This is a genomic window from Flavobacterium sp. GL_143 (assembly GCF_057834355.1).
Genome location: NZ_CM174401.1, coordinates 4,646,144 through 4,663,698, shown reverse-complemented (window position 1 = coordinate 4,663,698; position 17,555 = coordinate 4,646,144). Strand labels below are relative to the sequence as shown.

The following is a 17,555-nucleotide window of genomic DNA, read 5'->3' as shown; positions in this document are numbered from 1 at the left end:
ATTAAAAAGTGACTCAAAACATGAAAGAGCTTATTTTATTCTTTTATAAATAAGAGTTTAAAGGAAAATATACTTTCTGATGTTGTATTACTTACAGTTTAGATTTAATTGCTGCTGAGCATCAGGAAAGTTTTTGGCTTTAGAGATAGTAAAGTACTTACAGGCATTTTCTCTTTCGTTAGTTTTTAAGTAACAATTACCTATAAAAAATTCGGTACGTCCAGATTTAAACTCACGACGTTTTAATGCTTCCAGAAAATATGATTTAGCATCTTGGTATTTGTCCAAACTATAATAATAGAATGCTAAGTTTTGCATTGTATCGGGATTATTTGGGTCGATTTTTAATGCTTTCTGGTATAATTCCAAGCTCTTTTTTAAATCATTTTTCAGGAATAAATCCCGACCTTCGTTGGTATATTTTTGAATTAAAATATTGTTTTTTTGTCTTGTCAAAAGAGTGTCTGCAGGATGGTATCGCAAACCGTTGTCTATAAAACGGAGTAATTTGGAGCTGTTATAATTACTTTTTTGTAGTTCCTCTGCAGCAATTCCCCACGCTTCGGGAATGTTTCGGTATTTAATAAAGAGGTTATGTTCTTTAAATATCTCCGAAGTATCGTTTTTAGCACGTGCAAATTGTGCAGACATTTTAAAGAAATTTACATTTCGAGGTCGTAAATAAAATGCCTGTTTTGCATAGATATAAGCGCTGTCTATGTTTCCTTTTGCATTCGATATAACCATTTTATAAAAGAAGATGCGTCCGAAATGAGGATTTATTTTATCAGCTTTCGAAAGGTATTTTAATGCGTCGTCATATCTTTTTTCGTTCGTATAATAAATACCAGCATATTCATAAAATGATTCGGCTGTGCTAAGTGTATTTTTATATTTTGGTATTCTCTTAAGTAGTTCATCACCAGTTAAATTATTTGTAGCAAATAAACTTTCAACATCTTTTTGGATTAAATATTCAAGATTTGATGCTTTGTTGTTTAAAAAGGCAAAATAGCTAGTTATTACGCTTATTGTAATCAGTATTAAATAGGATTTACTTTTGTTAGTTTCGAATTCAAGGCTTGATGGAGGTGGAGTATTTATAATTGTTAATACAAATATTAAACACAAGAAAATTAGCATTGCAGGACGAAACATCGGGAAGTTTATAGCAGAATCGACTCCATAAACAATCGTCATCATCAAGGTTAGTAAGGCAATTGTTTTGCGGTTAGTTTCAGCTGATTTGAAGATTCTTTTTATATTGATAAAAGTAATAAGAATAAAAATGGATAGGTAAATCAGGCCATTTAAGATTCCTGTTTCGGCAGCTACTTCCAGGAAATCATTATGAGAGTGTAAAGAAATAGAAGAATTGTTATCTAATGTTTTCTCATACGGAATTGATTCTACTTTATAATTTCCTAATCCAACGCCTGTAATTGGGTTTTCTTTGGCTAATTGTATCGAATTTCCCCAAATTGTTATTCTGGTTTTAATAGATTCATCCTTAAGATTTATTTGTTCTACCCGGTTTCCTAATGATATGTAACGTTCTTCGTTTGCAGATCTTTCAAAAACTAAATTGGTAATAAATACAGCTATAATAATCGGGATAATAAGTGATAAACAAGTTCCTAAAGAAGATTTGTTAACCGAATTATTTTTTAGATAGTAAAGTATGTAGACAATAAAAATTAAAAACATACTAATAAATGTTGCTCTCGCCGCAGTTAAAAGGATGGTTGTGAGAACAAGTAATAATGTGATGTATGAAAATAATTTTTTGAATCCAGAAAAAGTAGTGATTCCGAGTAATAGGAACGGAATTTTTATTGTTAAGCTTGAAGCTAAAATATTAATGTTTCCTGTGGTTTTTATCATATTCTGAAGCCCAAATGATATTGTTGCCTGAGAAGCTAATAGTTTTAAATTGTATATTTCGACACAGGATTGTAAAAAGGCTGTTATGCCAACAATAAAAATAATTTTATTAAATAAATCAAGTCTGTTTTTTAGTAAAACGGTGAAGTTTATCACTAAACAAAAGGCTATGATTAGTTCTGTTATTTTCTCTAAAACTAAAGTTGTATTTTTTGTATTAATGGCAGATATGCCGCAAAGAATAATAAATAGGAGGTATAACCTTAAGAGAGAACTCTTTTTTAAGAGCGGAAAGGTATCGGTGGAGATGACATTTGGATTAACATAAAAATACAATCCCATTACTAAGTTTAGCCCCGATAGGTATAAAAACTGAGGATAAAGAAGATCGATAGATTTGGGATGGGGCAGGAAATTGGTGAGTAAAAGCGATATTGTAAAAAAAATAACAACGGTGTCTGAAATATTTTGTTTGTCAATATTGTTTGCCATAAGAAAACATTTTATCGATTAATATTTTTTCTTTAACAAATATAGCTTTTTTTATTAAGTGAAAATTTACATTTTTGCCTTGTTTTTATTTGTTTTAGGCATTTAATAATGTGAAATAATGAATTTTTAACAAAAAAAGTATTCAAACTCTCTCTATATTTGCACAAAAAAATCCCTAATAATGGAAAAAATATTTAATAATACACAAGTTGCATTTTCGTTAAAAAGTGATACAGAACTTGAAAGAGCTTATTTTCTTTTTAAAATGATTGCTAATCAGCCTTTAGTTCGCATAGGAACGGCTGTAACTAACTTTGCTTTAAAAGCAAATTTACCAGTAGAAAAATTAATTCGTGCTACAGTTTTCGACCATTTTTGTGGTGGTGTAAACGAGAACGATTGTATTACTGTTGTTGACAAAATGTACACTAAAGGTGTTTGTTCCGTATTAGATTATTCAGTAGAAGGGAAAGAAGAAGAGGAGCAATTTGATGCTGCTTTAAAAATGACTTTAAAAACAATTGAGTTTGCCAAAGAACGTGAAGCAATCCCGTTTGCGGTTTTTAAACCAACAGGTTTAGGTCGTTTTGAATTGTATGAAAAATTAGGAGAGAAACAAACTTTAAACCCTGCCGAACAAGCGGAATGGAATAGAGTAGTAGAGCGTTTTGATATTGTATGTAAGGAAGCGCATAAAAATGATGTGGCTTTACTTATTGATGCTGAAGAAAGTTGGATGCAAGATGCAGCCGATGAATTGGTTACTGAAATGATGCGTAAGTATAATAAAGAGAAAACAATTATATTCAATACATTACAAATGTACCGTTGGGATCGTTTGGATTATTTGAAAAAATTGCATGAACAAGCTAAAACAGAAGCTTTTTTCATTGGTATGAAACTGGTTCGTGGTGCTTACATGGAAAAAGAAAACAAAAGAGCAGAAGAGAAAAATTATCCTTCTCCAATTTGTGAATCAAAAGAAGCTACGGATATTAATTACGATGCGGCAGTTTTATATATGTTAGCGCATTTAGAAACTATGTCTATTTTTGCAGGAACACATAACGAGAACAGTTCTTATACTTTAATGCAATTGATGCAGGAAAGAGGAATTAAAAGTAATGACCACAGAATTTGTTTTGGTCAGTTATACGGTATGAGTGATAACATTAGCTACAACCTTGCTGAAAACGGCTATAATGTTGCTAAATATTTGCCATTTGGACCTGTAAAAGATGTTATGCCTTACCTTATCCGTCGAGCGGAAGAAAACACTTCGGTTGCGGGACAAACAAATAGAGAACTTGAGCTTTTAAAAACAGAGCGTAAGAGAAGAAAAGGATAGTAGATTTTAGTCTCAGTTTTCAGTTGCAGATTATAATCTCCAGTTAATATAAAAAAACTCCAATGAAAATTGGAGTTTTTTTATGGATTTTACTTTCCAGATTTAATCTTTAAAACTTAAGAATTACTAAATTGTAAGTTGCTTAAGTTTTTATATGTTCCGTTTTCTAACGCAATTAATTCCTGGTGCGTTCCTTGTTCTGAAATAATTCCATTATCCAGAACCAAAATTTGGTCGGCACTACGAATCGTTGAAAGGCGATGAGCAATGATTATACTTGTTCTTCCTTGCATTAAAATCTCTAATGCTTCTTGTACTAGTTTTTCGCTTTCGCTATCTAATGATGATGTTGCTTCATCAAGAATTAAGATACTTGGGTTTTTAAGCAATGCACGTGCAATGGCTATTCGCTGACGCTGACCACCAGAAAGTTTGATTCCTCTTTCTCCAACCAAAGTGTCGAATTTTTCAGGAAAACCTTCAATGAAATTAAATGCGTTGGCTTGTCTGGCTGCTATTAAAATTTCTTCTTCGGTTGCGTCTGGTTTACCATAAGCGATGTTTTCTCTAATGGTTCCACCAAATAAAATAACATCTTGAGGTACAATACTCATGTTTCCTCTTAGATTTTCTAAATCGTAATCGTAGATATTTTTTCCGTCTACAATTATTTCTCCAGCATCAATATCATAAAAACGTAATAATAAAGATGAGATTGTTGATTTTCCGGCTCCACTTGGCCCAACAATTGCAATTTTCTGACCGAATTTGGCTGTGAAATTTACATCTTTTAAAACCTTGATTTCTTTTCTTGACGGATAACTAAATTGTACGTTTTTGAAGGTAACATTTCCTTGTATTTTTTCTATTGCAGTCGAATTTTGGTGTGAGTTTATTTTCTCAGGATGTTCGTCTAATAATTCAAAAACACGCTCGGTTGCTCCAATAGCTTTTTGTATTTGTGCATATAATTCGGCGATTCCACCAAAAGAAGCTCCAACAAAAGTAGAGTAGAGTACAAACGAGATTAATTGCCCTACACTCATTTCGCCAGCAATACTTAATCGTACACCATACCAAACTACAGCTACAATTGCACCAAACAGACAGAAAATGATAAAAGAAGCAAAGTAACCACGGTATTTACCGCCTTTGATGGCTAGTTTTACTACTTCTTTAATTTTTCCGTTATAACGTGCAATTTCGTACCATTCGTTAGCAAAAGCTTTTACAATGCTAATTCCTTGCATGGTTTCCTCGACAATTACCTGACTTTCGGCTACCTGATCTTGTACTTTTTTAGAATATTTACGAATAAAACGACCAAAAATAACTGCTGCAACTGCCACAAGCGGAACTACAGACAGCATTAATAAAGTTAGTTTTAAGCTCTCGGTAGCCAATAAAATAACTCCTCCTATAATTAATATAAACTGACGTAAAAACTCGGCAATTGTAGAAGTTAATGTGTCTTGTATCTGAGTAATATCGGCACTTATACGACTATTTAATTCTCCTACTCGTTTTTGAGAAAAGAATGACATTGGTAGTTTTACTAAATTACTGTAAAGTGCCGAACGAAGATTTGCCAGCGTATTTTCGGTAAAATTTACAAATAAGGATAATCTGAAGAATGAACATATTGATTGTAAAAAAAGGATAACAACTAATCCTAGCGCAATCATATTAGCCTCAGAATTGTCTTTGTTCTTAACACAATCTATTAGCATTCCCATTAATTTAGGAAAGGCCAGAGCAGTTGCTCCTGTAAAGAGTAAGAAGACCAATCCTACATAAAATTTCCATTGGTGTTTTCCTGCGTATTTAAATATTATGGTTGCTTTATTGAGTGAAGTAGCGGTTATTTTTGATTTTGGTAAATCATTTTCTTTGAATCTTGCCATTGTATAGTATTTATAAATGCAAATGTATGACTATACCAAGTTACTACAAAAGAAATGTAGCATTTCATCACGTAATTAAAACGCTGCAAAAGAGTAGAGTAAAAAAAACTTTAAATTTATTTAAAAAAAAGGCTTGCGAATATGAAATCTAGCTGTATATTTGCACTCGCAATCAGATAACGATAGCAACCTAGTAAAATAGGGCGATTAGCTCAGCTGGTTCAGAGCACCTCGTTTACACCGAGGGGGTCGGGGGTTCGAACCCCTCATCGCCCACTAAAAACTCCATTAGTAATATTGGAGTTTTTTTATGTCTTTCCCCACTTGTACTTTACTGTCGGGGTATGGATTGCAAATTTGCACAATCGGCCTCGTGGCGCAACTGAATAGCGCACTTGATTACGGCTCAAGAGGTTACTGGTTTGAATCCAGTCGAGGTCACAAAATAAAAAGCTTCAAATCACTGATTTGGAGCTTTTTTTATGGCTTTTTCTTGCGACAACTTTTTTTTGATCCATCAGAAAGTAGTAAAACTTCCAAAATGCATATTCATGATAGTATCTGGTAAACTAAAAGTCATTTGATAATTTATTAAGAATTGTTTTTATATTAGTATAAAATATAATCTGAACGAATATCAGACACAATGAAGAAATACTTACAGGTTTGTACCTTGCTATTTATACTTTTTCTTTACACCTCTTGTCGACAAAACAAAACAGAAAGTGGGGGAATTATTATCCACTCCAAAACCGAGGATGTAATTACTTCTTATGGACCTCAATGGATAAGTCGAAATATTATACAGGACAGAAAGAATAATATTTGGATTACTACATTTGCTGGTATTTTTCGGTACGATGGAAAGTCTTTTACCAACATTACAAGTAAGGTGATTTCGACTCGTTTTTTTTCTCTTTTAGAAGATAGAGATGGCAACTTGTGGTTCGGTTCTATAGGTTCAGGTGTTTATTATTACGACGGGAAAACCTTTCAGAATTTCACAATTAAGGAAGGTCTTCTTAATAATGAAGTTACAAGTATTTATGAAGATAAAAAAGGCAACATTTGGTTTGGTGTTTCCGGAGGAGCAAGCCGTTACGATGGGAAATCCTTTCGAAATTACATCATAGATGGGAATGGCATGAATGAGGATCGGACAGGGAAAACTTTTCCGAATAGACGTCCTTATGAAGTTAATTCTATTATAGAAGACAAAAAAGGCAAGTTTTGGTTTGCTACAAGAGGTAACACCTTTACTTATGATGGAAAAACATTTTCTGTTTTCACGCATAACGACAAACCTTTTAAAAATGTTCGTTCTTTAATTGAAGATAAAAAAGGAAATATCTGGCTTGGTGGGTTCGATGGTCTTTGGTGCTATGATGGCAATACATTTATCAGTTTCACGAAGAATTTTGTTGGTTATATACTTGAGGATAAACAAGGTAATATTTGGACTAGTTCGCAAAGGAACAATAGTCAGGTTTGGGCACTTTTTCGGTATGACGGAAAATCTTTATCTAATAAAAAGCCTACTGTAACCGAAATTAAATCAGGAGGAAACGGTCTTTTTGGTATTTTAGAAACTCGTGATGGGAATATTTGGTTTGGATCTATGAACGGAGTGTATCGTTATGATGGAAAGACCATCATGGACTTTAAAAATAAAGAGAGTCAGAAATAGTATTTACGTCATTTTAAGAACTACAAAAGTATGGATAGCTATAAAGAAACATTTGAAACTTGGAACAAAATTGCTTCGCTATATCAAGACAAGTTTATGGACTTGGATTTATACAATGACACTTATGATTTTGTATGCAGTTCATTTGATAAAGCAAATCCAAAAATTTTAGAAATCGGTTGTGGGCCAGGGAATATTACAAAGTATTTATTGTCAAAAAGGCCAGACTTTGATATTTTCGGGATTGATATCGCACCAAATATGATAGAACTTGCAGGTAAAAGTAATCCAACTGCAAGTTTCGCTGTAATGGACAGTAGACATATTGACGAAATCAAAACAAAATATGACGGAATAGTTTGTGGCTTTTGTTTGCCGTATTTGTCTCAGTCAGATAGTCGAAAATTTATCAGTGATTGTTACAATCTATTGAATGAAAATGGACTGATTTATATGAGTTTTGTAGAGGGCGATCCGAGTAAATCTGGCTTTCAAGTTGGGAGTAGTGGTGATAGAATTTACTTCTATTTTTATAATTTAGGTGACTTAAAAACGCAATTTGCTAAAAATAAATTTGAAGAACTTCAAACATTCAAAGTAGAATATAAGAAATCAGAAACCGAAATTGAGATTCATACAATATTAATTGCAAAGAAGAAGGCATAGTATTACGGTATAAAAAAACTAAATATTTATACTCATTTATTAAAATCACGTATTTTTACTTAGAGTCTAAAAATTAAAATATCTTAGTTTTGAGTACTTTATAATTTATTTTTGAAACTGTAGCAATCATATCTTAATAGTATAGTTTGTAGATTATTGGCAACTTAGATATGACATAAAATATTCATATTTTATAAAATCTACAATATTTATTTGTTTTGAATATTAGTGTTTTAAGGAGTGTATCTGGTTTTGATGAATGTAAAGTCTAATTATTTAATTAATAATACCATCAAATTATGAGCAATTATCCGGCACTAAATTGGGTTACATTTGAGAAAGGCGGTATAAATAGTTTTTTTAATGACTACCGGCCAGCTATTGGTCCGGACGGTGAAGCCGTAATATTTGAACGAACATCATTCAATATTGAATTGGAGCCGTCGGCCACCCAGCTCTTTATTGTCAGTGATCTAAAAAATCCTTCTCCGCAACTTTTTCTTAATAACTGTGATTCTCTCCAACAAACCAGACCTGATTGGTCTGGTGATAACATAGTTTTAAATTTAGAACATGAGAAAAAGGCTACTGTTTGGACAGTTGATGCCAGAGGTAATAACTTGAAACAGATTATAAATACAACGAGTTGTATTTATCCGCAATGGGCTATCGATCCAACATTTAAAGGTTTCGTTGTGATGAACAATAAACAGCCAAAACCGCACAGTACATTATTAGATATTGACGGTAATATTGTTATTACCAACATGAACGGTAAGGATACTAATAACAATATGATGTTAGGCGGTATGCCTGCTGTTTTCCCAAATAAACCAAGATCAATAGCATTTGCTGGCCAGTCTTCATCTGGCGGTAGTTATAATCAGGAGGATAACTATATTTTCCTTAATGTCGAGGACGGGGAAGAATTTTTATCGATACCTATGGAGCGTTCAGCAAATTTAAAACCGATCGACAAGCATTTTCAAGGAAGGGCTCCTGCTATATCGCCTGATGGAAACTATATTGCTTTCGAGAGCAATAGAGACGAGGGCCGCTATGCAATCTATTTATTTAATTTAAATAAGCCTGAAAATCCTCCTGTCCAGCTGACAGATTCAAAAGTTAAGCTCAATGCGCAGCATCCAAAATTCTTTCCTGATGGTAGTCGACTAATTTTTAGTGCAGTATCTCCTGGAAATACTTATAATAGTATTGTCTGGATTGATATTTCTGAATACTTATGACATTTTTCAATTTTATTTTGGCATTTGTATTACGTCATTTGATTGTTTTTGATAGTGCTTTGTTTTAGAAAATAAAAAAGCAGTTTTAAAACATTGAATTTTTTAAAAAAAACTTGTCTTTTGTAAAAAGTCTACTGACTTACAAATAAGATAAGTAAGCAGTGTAGATAGAACTTTTTTAAATTATTTAAAAAAAAGGCTTGCAAATACGAAATCTAGCTGTATATTTGCACTCGCAATCAGATAACGATAGCAACCTAGTAAAATAGGGCGATTAGCTCAGCTGGTTCAGAGCACCTCGTTTACACCGAGGGGGTCGGGGGTTCGAACCCCTCATCGCCCACCAAGAAACTCCATTAGAAATAATGGAGTTTTTTTATGTCTTATTTGAAATATGTGTGATTTATAGAATTAATGCTAACGTTAATCTATTTCATATTATAAAGTTTGATAAAATAAATAGTTATATGCTAAACTATATACCATTTTCTTTTTTCCCATCATTTATTAATTCTATAATCTTTAAAGCTACACCACTTGACGATTGAAAATTTTGTCCAGTAACGATTCTTCCATCCGTTTCTACATGTGCGGCATTACGAGCAGAAAACTTAAAAACGCCTCCTCTTTCTTCAATTGTCTTTTGAATTAAGAATGGAAAGTATTTATAATATTCTCCATCTTGCTTTTCGAAAGAATCGGGGTAACCACTAATTTTTTTTCCTGCCACTAAATAATTGCCGTCTTTTGTTTTTAAGTTTACAATTCCTGCAGTTCCATGACAAACAGAAGAGATAATACCCTTATTTTCTTCATATACTTTAAGAGCAATAGTTTGAATTTCTTTATTTTCAGGTACATCATACATGGCAGATCCACCACCGATATAATGGACAGCTTTATAATTTTTTGAATCAATTTCTTCGGGTTTTTTAGTGCTTTTTAGTGCATACATGAAATCTTGATCAAATAAATATTGCTTTTGCAAAGTGTCGGATGTGTTGATATATGCCAATGGAATACTTCCTCCTTCTGGGCTTACAAAATCGACGGTATATCCTGCTGTTTTAAAAGTATTGTAAGCATTTACTATTTCAGAAAAACTATTGCCTGTTGCTATGGTTGATTTACCATAATAATGAGCATTAGAAACAATAAATAGAATACGCTGTCCTGATTTATTAGAATTTAAGCTAGTTGCAGATTTACTAATAATTTTCCATTCGCCTTGAATCTTTTTAAGTAAAAACAGATCAATAAATTCTAATTTTTTGGAAGGTATTAATATTTCGGCCTTAGCCAAAGCTATATCGTTATACAACTCAACTGAAAGAATTCGGCCTATACGACCATTAAACTGTCCCTGAACGCCCTTTTTAAACCCATTGGCGTATTCGTTAATAGGTACAATCCAGAGATCTTTGTCTTTATGACTTAAAAACAGATTGGCTTCTGGATAAAATGCTTTTTCGATGCTTTCAGGTTTGTTGTATGAACTTCCTTCAATGTAATTTTCAATACATTTTTTCACTAATACTTCTTCTGTTTGTGCCAATAAGCAACCTGGCAAAAATAAAAGTGCAATAAAATAAATGATTTTTTTCATAAGCTTTTTTGAATTAAATTTTTCACAAAGCTATGATTGGTGGCATTTCAACAGGAATGAATTTATAAATCAGGACTCCTGATTTATAAATATTAAGAGAAAAAAATGAGTTTTTGCGTAGTTTATAGATGTTGTTCCAGTTTAAATATAGTTTTATTAGATTTATGTCTTTACTCGTGTCTTATTGTGTGGGCACGGAAAGTATTTCCGCCTTTACTTTGTATTTGATAAAAAACACTAAATTTATTCAAAGGAAAACAGAGGTGAACTATCAAATCCGTGCTTATCTACTGGCTTTTACTTATTAATTGTATTTTGATAATCTGATGTTGCTTTCCATATTTGCTCTATTTCTGGCCAAACAGTAGCTGTGAAATCGGTATCAGTGTTGACTAGTACTATGGTGCCAATTTTAGTTTTAGGATTAAAGTACATTGCTGTAAACACCCCTGGGTCTGAACCGTTATGACCAATCATTTCATTTTTAATATCTAAAAAGGAATCACGAAATTCAATAAAAACACCATATTCTTCATTTGTTCCATTGCTGGCAAATGTTTGTTTTTCAAAGAGTTTCTTGTAATTTTCTTTCTTTAAAAGTTTTCCATTTCCCTCATATCCTTTTATAAGTTCTGATAAAAATAATCCTAAATCCTTATTCGATGTTAGAAATCCTCCATCAGGATACGTTATAAGAGAATACTCGGCAATCATCTTCTCTTTGGTTGCAAATAATCTCGAACGTCTATTAGTATCAATATCTTTTGATGACCAACCAGAGGAATTCATTTTTAATGGTTTTAGAATATTCTCTTTAGTAAATGAGGCGTAATCTTGTCCCGTTGCAGATTCTATTACTAAAGCACAAAGAGCAGCAGCTATATTCGAATATTCACGCTTTTCTCCTGGTTTAGTATTTAAAAATGTATTTTTTGAATACCATTTTCCTTTTTCTGTAAGGCTATTTTGTATGAAATCTGATAATGGAATATAGCTTTCGGGTTTATTGAAGTAGTCGTAAACACCTTCATTTTCATCGTGTTTGCTTTTTGTTAAAACATATGATTTTGCATAAACTTTATCAAGATCAGTAATTGAAGAGGTATGATAAGCCAAATGTTTTATTAATATTGGAATTTCAGGATGATTAGGATTGACAATCTTGAATGGCAAATATTTATTAATTGGATCATTTATATTTAACTTTCCTAATTCTTGTGCTTTAAATAAAGATATTCCTATTAGCGTTTTTGATATTGAAGCTATGTTTTGAATTGTGTTTGATGTGTATGCTTTTTTTTGCTCGATATCTGTAAATCCAAAACCTTTATCATAAATTAATCCCTTTTCATTTACTACGGAAACCGAAAATCCAATTATTGCCCCTTTTTTATAAGCTAAGTTTAAGTTTCTAGTTAGTGTATCATTTTTTTTGGTTTTTTGGTTACACGAAAAGACTAGTATTGAAAGTATGAGAATTAAAGATGTTTTTTTCATTGTCTGTTATTTTTTATGCTATATTTTCTCTATTTTAGTTATGATTACATCAGTTCCTCTTATTTCTATGCAGCCTATTCTTTGTGATTTTTTAGCTGTTTTTATTACTTCAATTTCATAAAGGATTTTTTTATAATGTCTTTAGACTCTCAATATCCGTTTTCCCTTTACAGATATGGTTTATGAAGCGTAATATAGCGACATCTCTATGTGTGATACCATTTTTGAAATAAATCTCTTAAGTATAAAATAAATTCTGCGTTTCATAATTATGGTATTTATAAGTAAGTCAAAAGTTTAAATGTCGTAAAGTCAAAAGAATCAATATTGGGAATAATAGCTTGAAATCAATCTGTTGTGTTATTTTGTCAAATTTTTAAACACGACATTATACAATAGTTGCTACTTAGTTTAATTGGAAAATTTTATTTAAGATACGCTAAAATAAAAAAATGAAAGAATGTTTGATTAAAACATTCTTTCATTTTTAATTTTCTTTAGAAAAATAAAGATTACTATAAGCTGTCTTTTATTCTTTCAGTAATTTCGTCAATCGTTCCAAGACCATCAAAAGTGAGTACTTTGATTTTTGATTTCATATATTCAATTGCAGGTCTGGTAGATTCTTCAAAAACCTCTATACGTTTTATATGAATTTGAGGATCTTTGTCGTCTTTTCTATTAGATGTTTCGGCTCTTTTTTGAGCTCTGATTAATAATTCAGATTTTGGAACTTCGATATTTAAAGCTTTTCCGATTTTTAATCCTTTTGAATCAACAAGTTCTATTAAATCGTCTACTTGGGCTTTCGTCCTTGGATAACCATCTAGAATTATACCCGATTTTGTTTTATTTTCATCCAATATTTTACTAAAAAGATCTTTCATGATAGAATCAGGAACTAAATCTCCTTTTTCTTCATATTCAGACATAATCTTTCCTATTTTGGTTTCATTTTGTTTTTCTTCTCTGCATTTATCACCTGTTGAAATATGTTCAAAACCAAGGAGTTCTTTTAATACATTACATTGAGTTCCTTTTCCTGAATATGGTGGTCCGGTTATTAATAAAATTTCCATTTTAGTGTAATTGTTTTTTAAGCTAATATAAGAAATATTGTTGCTATGAGTGATTAACTTTTTTTCAAATTTAAACAGAAAACATTTTTGATCAACATGTCATTTTTCAGAAAGAGCTTTGTAAATTAAAATGGCTACAACGAAGATGTATGTTGTTGATTTAGAGTGCGATTTTTAATTTTGTCTATTTCTTATTTCCTGAAGTTTTAAATTAATTTTAGTACTAATTTCATCTGGCATAGCATTCTTATAAAATTTAATTGTTTTGTTTGTAAGATCAAGCTTTACGATACCACCTCTTACTCCCATAAATATATTTTCATCATCGAATGCTGCAATTGAAGTTGGATATAAATTGTCCCAAAAGGTGCTTTTAAAAACGAGTTCTTTCTTAAAATCTTTGAGAATGTAAATTTTTTTATGTGTAGCGATTAGAATTTTGTCCTGATATATGGTGTAAGCCATGGGAGTATCATCAAAGTTGACAAGTTCCTTATAATTAAAATTATCATCTTTAATATCAAGTTCGTATAGTTCACCACTATGAAATGTCATATTTCCAAATCCTTCAATAAAATATATTTTATCTTTAAATTTGAAAATATGTCTCATAGCTGCATCTTTAATTTTAATAAAGTTTTTCGGATTGTCATTTGGAACATAAATAAGTTTACCTCCACCAAATTCCCCTCCATCATTTCCTGCTAAATAGCCATTAGCCATCAGAAGTATGCATATTTCATCTGTCTTATATTTTTCAATTTTAAGTTTTCCATCAAAATTTAGAACCTTAAAATCAATAGAATTATTTAATAAAGACCACTCAGCACTCCCAACTTTAGGAATTTCACTTTCAACAAATTCTTTAGGAATTAAAATAGTTTTTTGTTTATAATTGGTTAAACCAAATAAATTCAAAATCATTAAAAATATTTTGCTTATCTTAAGTTTAGATTGTTTTTCTTCAAGCATATATTTATCTAGATAAAAATATTAAATTGGTAAAGCATCTTACACATCTTTTTTCTTCAAACATCTTCCTCTAGGCTTATCACCTTCATGAAGTACAACTTCGGAATGTAGGAATTGTGCGGCTTCTGCTGAATCTTTGACTTTTACAGCACTGCGTTCTAACATTTCGGCTTCAAAATCATTTAATACACTTTTTCTAATTCCAGCTTTTCTCCATTGTGATAAAGGTCTGCATTCTTTTGTGATTCCTCGGGCGAGTGAGAGGGCATCTAGTAGTGCCTGATTTGCTCCTTGACCTTTAAACGGACTCATGGGGTGGGCTGCATCTCCAATAAGAGTTATTTGCTGTCCTTTTTCTAACAATTCAGGTTGGAGTAATTCCCGATCATAAACAGGATAACCAGAAATTTGAGTTTCTTGAGTAGCTGCCAAAATCTGAGGAATAGGGGTGTGCCACTGAGTTCTGCGACAGGCTTCTTCCTTGAGTGCTAGAGGGCCTTTGGCACTTAATGCTTTGGCTTCTTCTTCGGGCATTGGGAAACTAAGTTGCCACATTACGGAGTCTGATGTATAAGGCATAATATAGATTCGCTCATTACCATTGGCAGTTTGAAACACTGTAGCTGAGTCTAACAAAGGACTATTAAGATCTTCGAGAGCACTTAAAGGGCAAATACCTAATATTACAATACAATCCAGGTAGCGCAAAGGAGTAGTATCATCGCCAATTAGCGATTTACGTACTGAACTACGTATGCCGTCGGCTCCAACTATAAGATCTGCCTTTGCCATTTTTATTTTGCCGTTTACTTGAAAGCTTAAATCAACACTTCCATCTTCAGATTCTTTAAAATCGATTAATTGATGTCCCCATTGTACCACGTCATGTTTGCCTAGTTGTTCAAGTAATTCTAAGCGCAACGATTGTCGTGCGATGTGTATATTTGAACGTTTGGGCGAGGTTTTTACATCAGATTGTATCCACTTTCTAACTCCCCATTCGCCAATCACTTTTCCTTCTGTAGTATGAACGAGATGCCTTGTTGAAACCACGCCATCTTTTAATGAAAAAATACCCAATCCTTCGATGGCTTTACTAGCTTGTTGCAAAGTGAGTCCGTAGCCTTGTGATCTTGCAGCAAAGTCATTATCTCGCTCATAAAGAGTAAAAGGGATTCCACGATGTAAACAAGCTATGGCCAGAGCAACTCCTCCTATACCAGCACCAATAATAGCAACGTGTGGATAGTTTTCTTTATCTACTACAGGTGGAGTAGCAGAATGTACCAATCCAGACCCGTGACAGATAGTACAGGAATATAAATGTCCTTTAGGGCGAGTTGGAGCCGTTCCTTCTCCCTTGTTTTTCTCAAATAGATCGAGTGCCATTTGATATTGAAGTCGAACTTTCTTGCTGATTCTTCTGCTTTTTTTGCCGCGTCCCTGGCATTCCTGGCAAATAGTCCAGCTTACCTCTTCATTTTCTCCTTTTTTTACTTCCACTTTTTTTACTTTATCTGGACATTTAGATCTTCTTTAAGGTGTCAAAGCTATTACCTTTATTCTTTCTTTCCTTAAATTTTAAATAAAAAAATAAATAAAATATCAAATGAATTGAAAATGTCCCGTAAACTAAAAATCTTTGTATAGCCATATAATTTTGAAAATTTTGATTGACTGAACCTGGTGTAATACCATCGTAAACTAATAATTCACCAGTAATAAAAATTACATTCACAATAAAAAAATAGAATAAAAAAATGTAAAGACTTACAAATTTTCGAATGCCAAAATAAAGAAATATCGGTATAATTATATTTAGTAACAATATAATTGAATAAAACCTACTATCATTTATATGTGAATTCCATCCGGGAAAAATTGAGGAGACATAATCTAATTTAAATAATGATAAAAATAGTACTAAAATTAGTACTATCAATATAAGTAAAAAATTTCTCATTCTATGGTTAGTTTTGTGTTATCAGCAGGTTTTCTTTAGGCAAAAAGTACTATTTCAGTTAATTAACTTTTAGCATATTGAAACAGAAAGTATTTCCGTCAATCGAAAATGCGGAACTAGAGAAGCTAAAATTCATATTGTTCTAGGTACAAAGTCAGGAGACTTCGTACAGCAGCTTTTCGGGATTATTAGAATAGCCTCTAATTATTCGTTACTTTTTTTATTTATATTGTTTTTTATCAAAAGAAAAATCGTTGCTAAAAAAACGATCAGGTATATAATAGAGAGACCTAGTTTTTCAAATCTTAGAGTTTCAAAATTAAACTGTTTGTAAAGCGCACTTCCTAAAATTAGTATTATAATAATGGGTACAAAATTCTTCATATAATGGTTATTATTTAATGGTTAATAATTGTTTTTTATTCAAATAATATCGCAATCTTTTTTATCCATTTAGTTTTATAAGACGTGACTGGTCATCAAATTCGGCTGTTACTGTATCTCCATTTTTAGTTGCGGTTAGTTTTATTCCATTTTCTGAAATGTTGTATCCTTTATCAGTTAAATAATTGGTCAAGGCGAGATTATGGTTCATGTCAAATTGCGAAATTAGTTGCGGGAAAACAGTCATAATTCTAAAATGATTGTCCTTGCGATTTTTATCAATTTGATCACTTTTTATTGTTACGACCATTGCACCTTGTCCGTAATCACAAATATAGTAAGCACTTGAATTATGAATTCCGGACGCAATAGTACCTATTAGATGTAAATCTTCTTTTGAGAAATCGAAAGTATCATTTTTTAAAATGTTGATTTCATTATCTTCTCCATATTTTTTTAGTTCCAAAGCTTGTTGGATAACTTTATCTGTAAGCCCAGATTTTGTGTTTGCCCAAGCCCAAAGCCAGGTTTGAGAGGAATGTGAAATAGTACCTAATACTTGAATTGGAAAAACAAGGTCGGTTCCAAAACTAATTTCTCCGTTGGCAATATTTATATTCCAATTATTATTCCCAATTAAGTCTCCAAAATCTAATTGTTTATCAAATACAATCCCACCATATCTTTCGATCAGTTCTTGGTCTGTTTTAAAAGCTGTCAAATCCTGTTGTGTTTCTATCTTGTTATTTTGCCCAAATATTTTATTGAAAAATCCCATATGTTTCTTTTATTATTGTTTAAAATTAAAGTTTAGTTTGTAAAATAT

At 31.9% G+C, this 17,555-nt stretch carries 12 protein-coding genes and 3 tRNA genes; 7 read left to right on the top strand and 8 right to left on the bottom strand.

The genetic code is table 11. The annotated features are described in order from the left end of the window. Positions 1-87 precede the first annotated feature (87 nt). Positions 88-2,376 (bottom strand): O-antigen ligase family protein, encoded by a 2,289-nt coding sequence (locus AC3IPI_RS19570; RefSeq protein ID WP_489155098.1) that lies wholly within the window; start codon positions 2,374-2,376, stop codon positions 88-90. Between the two features lie 181 nt (positions 2,377-2,557). On the opposite strand from AC3IPI_RS19570, the gene AC3IPI_RS19565 reads away from it, so the two are divergent. Continuing rightward, complete coding sequence (locus AC3IPI_RS19565) at positions 2,558-3,724, top strand: proline dehydrogenase family protein (protein WP_489155096.1); 1,167 nt, start codon at positions 2,558-2,560, stop codon at positions 3,722-3,724. Between the two features lie 116 nt (positions 3,725-3,840). On the opposite strand, the gene AC3IPI_RS19560 is transcribed toward AC3IPI_RS19565, so the two are convergent. Beyond that, positions 3,841-5,628 carry an ABC transporter ATP-binding protein gene (locus AC3IPI_RS19560; protein WP_086896057.1) on the bottom strand — a complete coding sequence of 596 codons (1,788 nt, stop codon included), beginning with the start codon at positions 5,626-5,628 and terminating at the stop codon, positions 3,841-3,843. 201 nt (positions 5,629-5,829) lie between these two features. On the opposite strand from AC3IPI_RS19560, the gene AC3IPI_RS19555 reads away from it, so the two are divergent. From AC3IPI_RS19555 to AC3IPI_RS19530, 6 genes are all read left to right on the top strand, one after another. Then, a tRNA-Val gene (locus tag AC3IPI_RS19555) sits at positions 5,830-5,904 on the top strand. Positions 5,905-5,995: 91 nt separating this feature from the next. After that, positions 5,996-6,069, top strand: a tRNA-Arg gene (locus tag AC3IPI_RS19550). A gap of 205 nt (positions 6,070-6,274) precedes the next feature. After that, positions 6,275-7,315, top strand: coding sequence for a ligand-binding sensor domain-containing protein (locus AC3IPI_RS19545; protein ID WP_489155093.1), 1,041 nt, complete (start codon positions 6,275-6,277; stop codon positions 7,313-7,315). A 30-nt stretch (positions 7,316-7,345) separates the two neighbouring features. Then, on the top strand, positions 7,346-7,981 hold the full coding sequence (locus tag AC3IPI_RS19540; protein ID WP_489155091.1) for a class I SAM-dependent methyltransferase: 636 nt from the start codon (positions 7,346-7,348) through the stop codon (positions 7,979-7,981). 299 nt (positions 7,982-8,280) lie between these two features. Beyond that, positions 8,281-9,228, top strand: coding sequence for a hypothetical protein (locus tag AC3IPI_RS19535; RefSeq protein ID WP_489155089.1), 948 nt, complete (start codon positions 8,281-8,283; stop codon positions 9,226-9,228). A 268-nt stretch (positions 9,229-9,496) separates the two neighbouring features. Next, positions 9,497-9,574: transfer RNA gene (locus AC3IPI_RS19530), tRNA-Val, on the top strand. 129 nt (positions 9,575-9,703) lie between these two features. Here AC3IPI_RS19530 and AC3IPI_RS19525 read toward each other — a convergent pair. The 6 genes from AC3IPI_RS19525 to AC3IPI_RS19500 all read right to left on the bottom strand — a co-directional run bounded on the left by AC3IPI_RS19525 (position 9,704) and on the right by AC3IPI_RS19500 (position 17,507). Then, positions 9,704-10,834: a nuclear transport factor 2 family protein gene (locus tag AC3IPI_RS19525; protein ID WP_489155087.1), complete on the bottom strand. Its 1,131-nt coding sequence runs from the start codon at positions 10,832-10,834 to the stop codon at positions 9,704-9,706. Positions 10,835-11,131: 297 nt separating this feature from the next. Next, positions 11,132-12,331, bottom strand: coding sequence for a serine hydrolase domain-containing protein (locus AC3IPI_RS19520; protein WP_489155085.1), 1,200 nt, complete (start codon positions 12,329-12,331; stop codon positions 11,132-11,134). Positions 12,332-12,846: 515 nt separating this feature from the next. Continuing rightward, positions 12,847-13,410: an adenylate kinase family protein gene (locus AC3IPI_RS19515; protein WP_086896193.1), complete on the bottom strand. Its 564-nt coding sequence runs from the start codon at positions 13,408-13,410 to the stop codon at positions 12,847-12,849. Positions 13,411-13,584: 174 nt separating this feature from the next. After that, a complete protein-coding gene (locus AC3IPI_RS19510; RefSeq protein WP_489155082.1) occupies positions 13,585-14,382 on the bottom strand; it encodes a hypothetical protein in 798 nt (265 codons plus the stop codon). A gap of 39 nt (positions 14,383-14,421) precedes the next feature. Then, positions 14,422-15,771 (bottom strand): FAD-dependent oxidoreductase, encoded by a 1,350-nt coding sequence (locus AC3IPI_RS19505; RefSeq protein ID WP_489155080.1) that lies wholly within the window; start codon positions 15,769-15,771, stop codon positions 14,422-14,424. A 1,019-nt stretch (positions 15,772-16,790) separates the two neighbouring features. Next, positions 16,791-17,507, bottom strand: a complete 717-nt coding sequence (locus AC3IPI_RS19500) for a DUF6882 domain-containing protein (protein WP_489155078.1) — start codon at positions 17,505-17,507, stop codon at positions 16,791-16,793. Positions 17,508-17,555 lie beyond the last annotated feature (48 nt).

Bases quoted from the DNA above. Each gene is read 5' to 3' on its own strand.
- AC3IPI_RS19570 (WP_489155098.1), bottom strand. From the start codon at position 2,376: ATGGCAAACAATATTGACAAACAAAATATTTCAGACACCGTTGTTATT.
- AC3IPI_RS19565 (WP_489155096.1), top strand. From the start codon at position 2,558: ATGGAAAAAATATTTAATAATACACAAGTTGCATTTTCGTTAAAAAGT.
- AC3IPI_RS19560 (WP_086896057.1), bottom strand. From the start codon at position 5,628: ATGGCAAGATTCAAAGAAAATGATTTACCAAAATCAAAAATAACCGCT.
- AC3IPI_RS19545 (WP_489155093.1), top strand. From the start codon at position 6,275: ATGAAGAAATACTTACAGGTTTGTACCTTGCTATTTATACTTTTTCTT.
- AC3IPI_RS19540 (WP_489155091.1), top strand. From the start codon at position 7,346: ATGGATAGCTATAAAGAAACATTTGAAACTTGGAACAAAATTGCTTCG.
- AC3IPI_RS19535 (WP_489155089.1), top strand. From the start codon at position 8,281: ATGAGCAATTATCCGGCACTAAATTGGGTTACATTTGAGAAAGGCGGT.
- AC3IPI_RS19525 (WP_489155087.1), bottom strand. From the start codon at position 10,834: ATGAAAAAAATCATTTATTTTATTGCACTTTTATTTTTGCCAGGTTGC.
- AC3IPI_RS19520 (WP_489155085.1), bottom strand. From the start codon at position 12,331: ATGAAAAAAACATCTTTAATTCTCATACTTTCAATACTAGTCTTTTCG.
- AC3IPI_RS19515 (WP_086896193.1), bottom strand. From the start codon at position 13,410: ATGGAAATTTTATTAATAACCGGACCACCATATTCAGGAAAAGGAACT.
- AC3IPI_RS19510 (WP_489155082.1), bottom strand. From the start codon at position 14,382: ATGCTTGAAGAAAAACAATCTAAACTTAAGATAAGCAAAATATTTTTA.
- AC3IPI_RS19505 (WP_489155080.1), bottom strand. From the start codon at position 15,771: ATGGCACTCGATCTATTTGAGAAAAACAAGGGAGAAGGAACGGCTCCA.
- AC3IPI_RS19500 (WP_489155078.1), bottom strand. From the start codon at position 17,507: ATGGGATTTTTCAATAAAATATTTGGGCAAAATAACAAGATAGAAACA.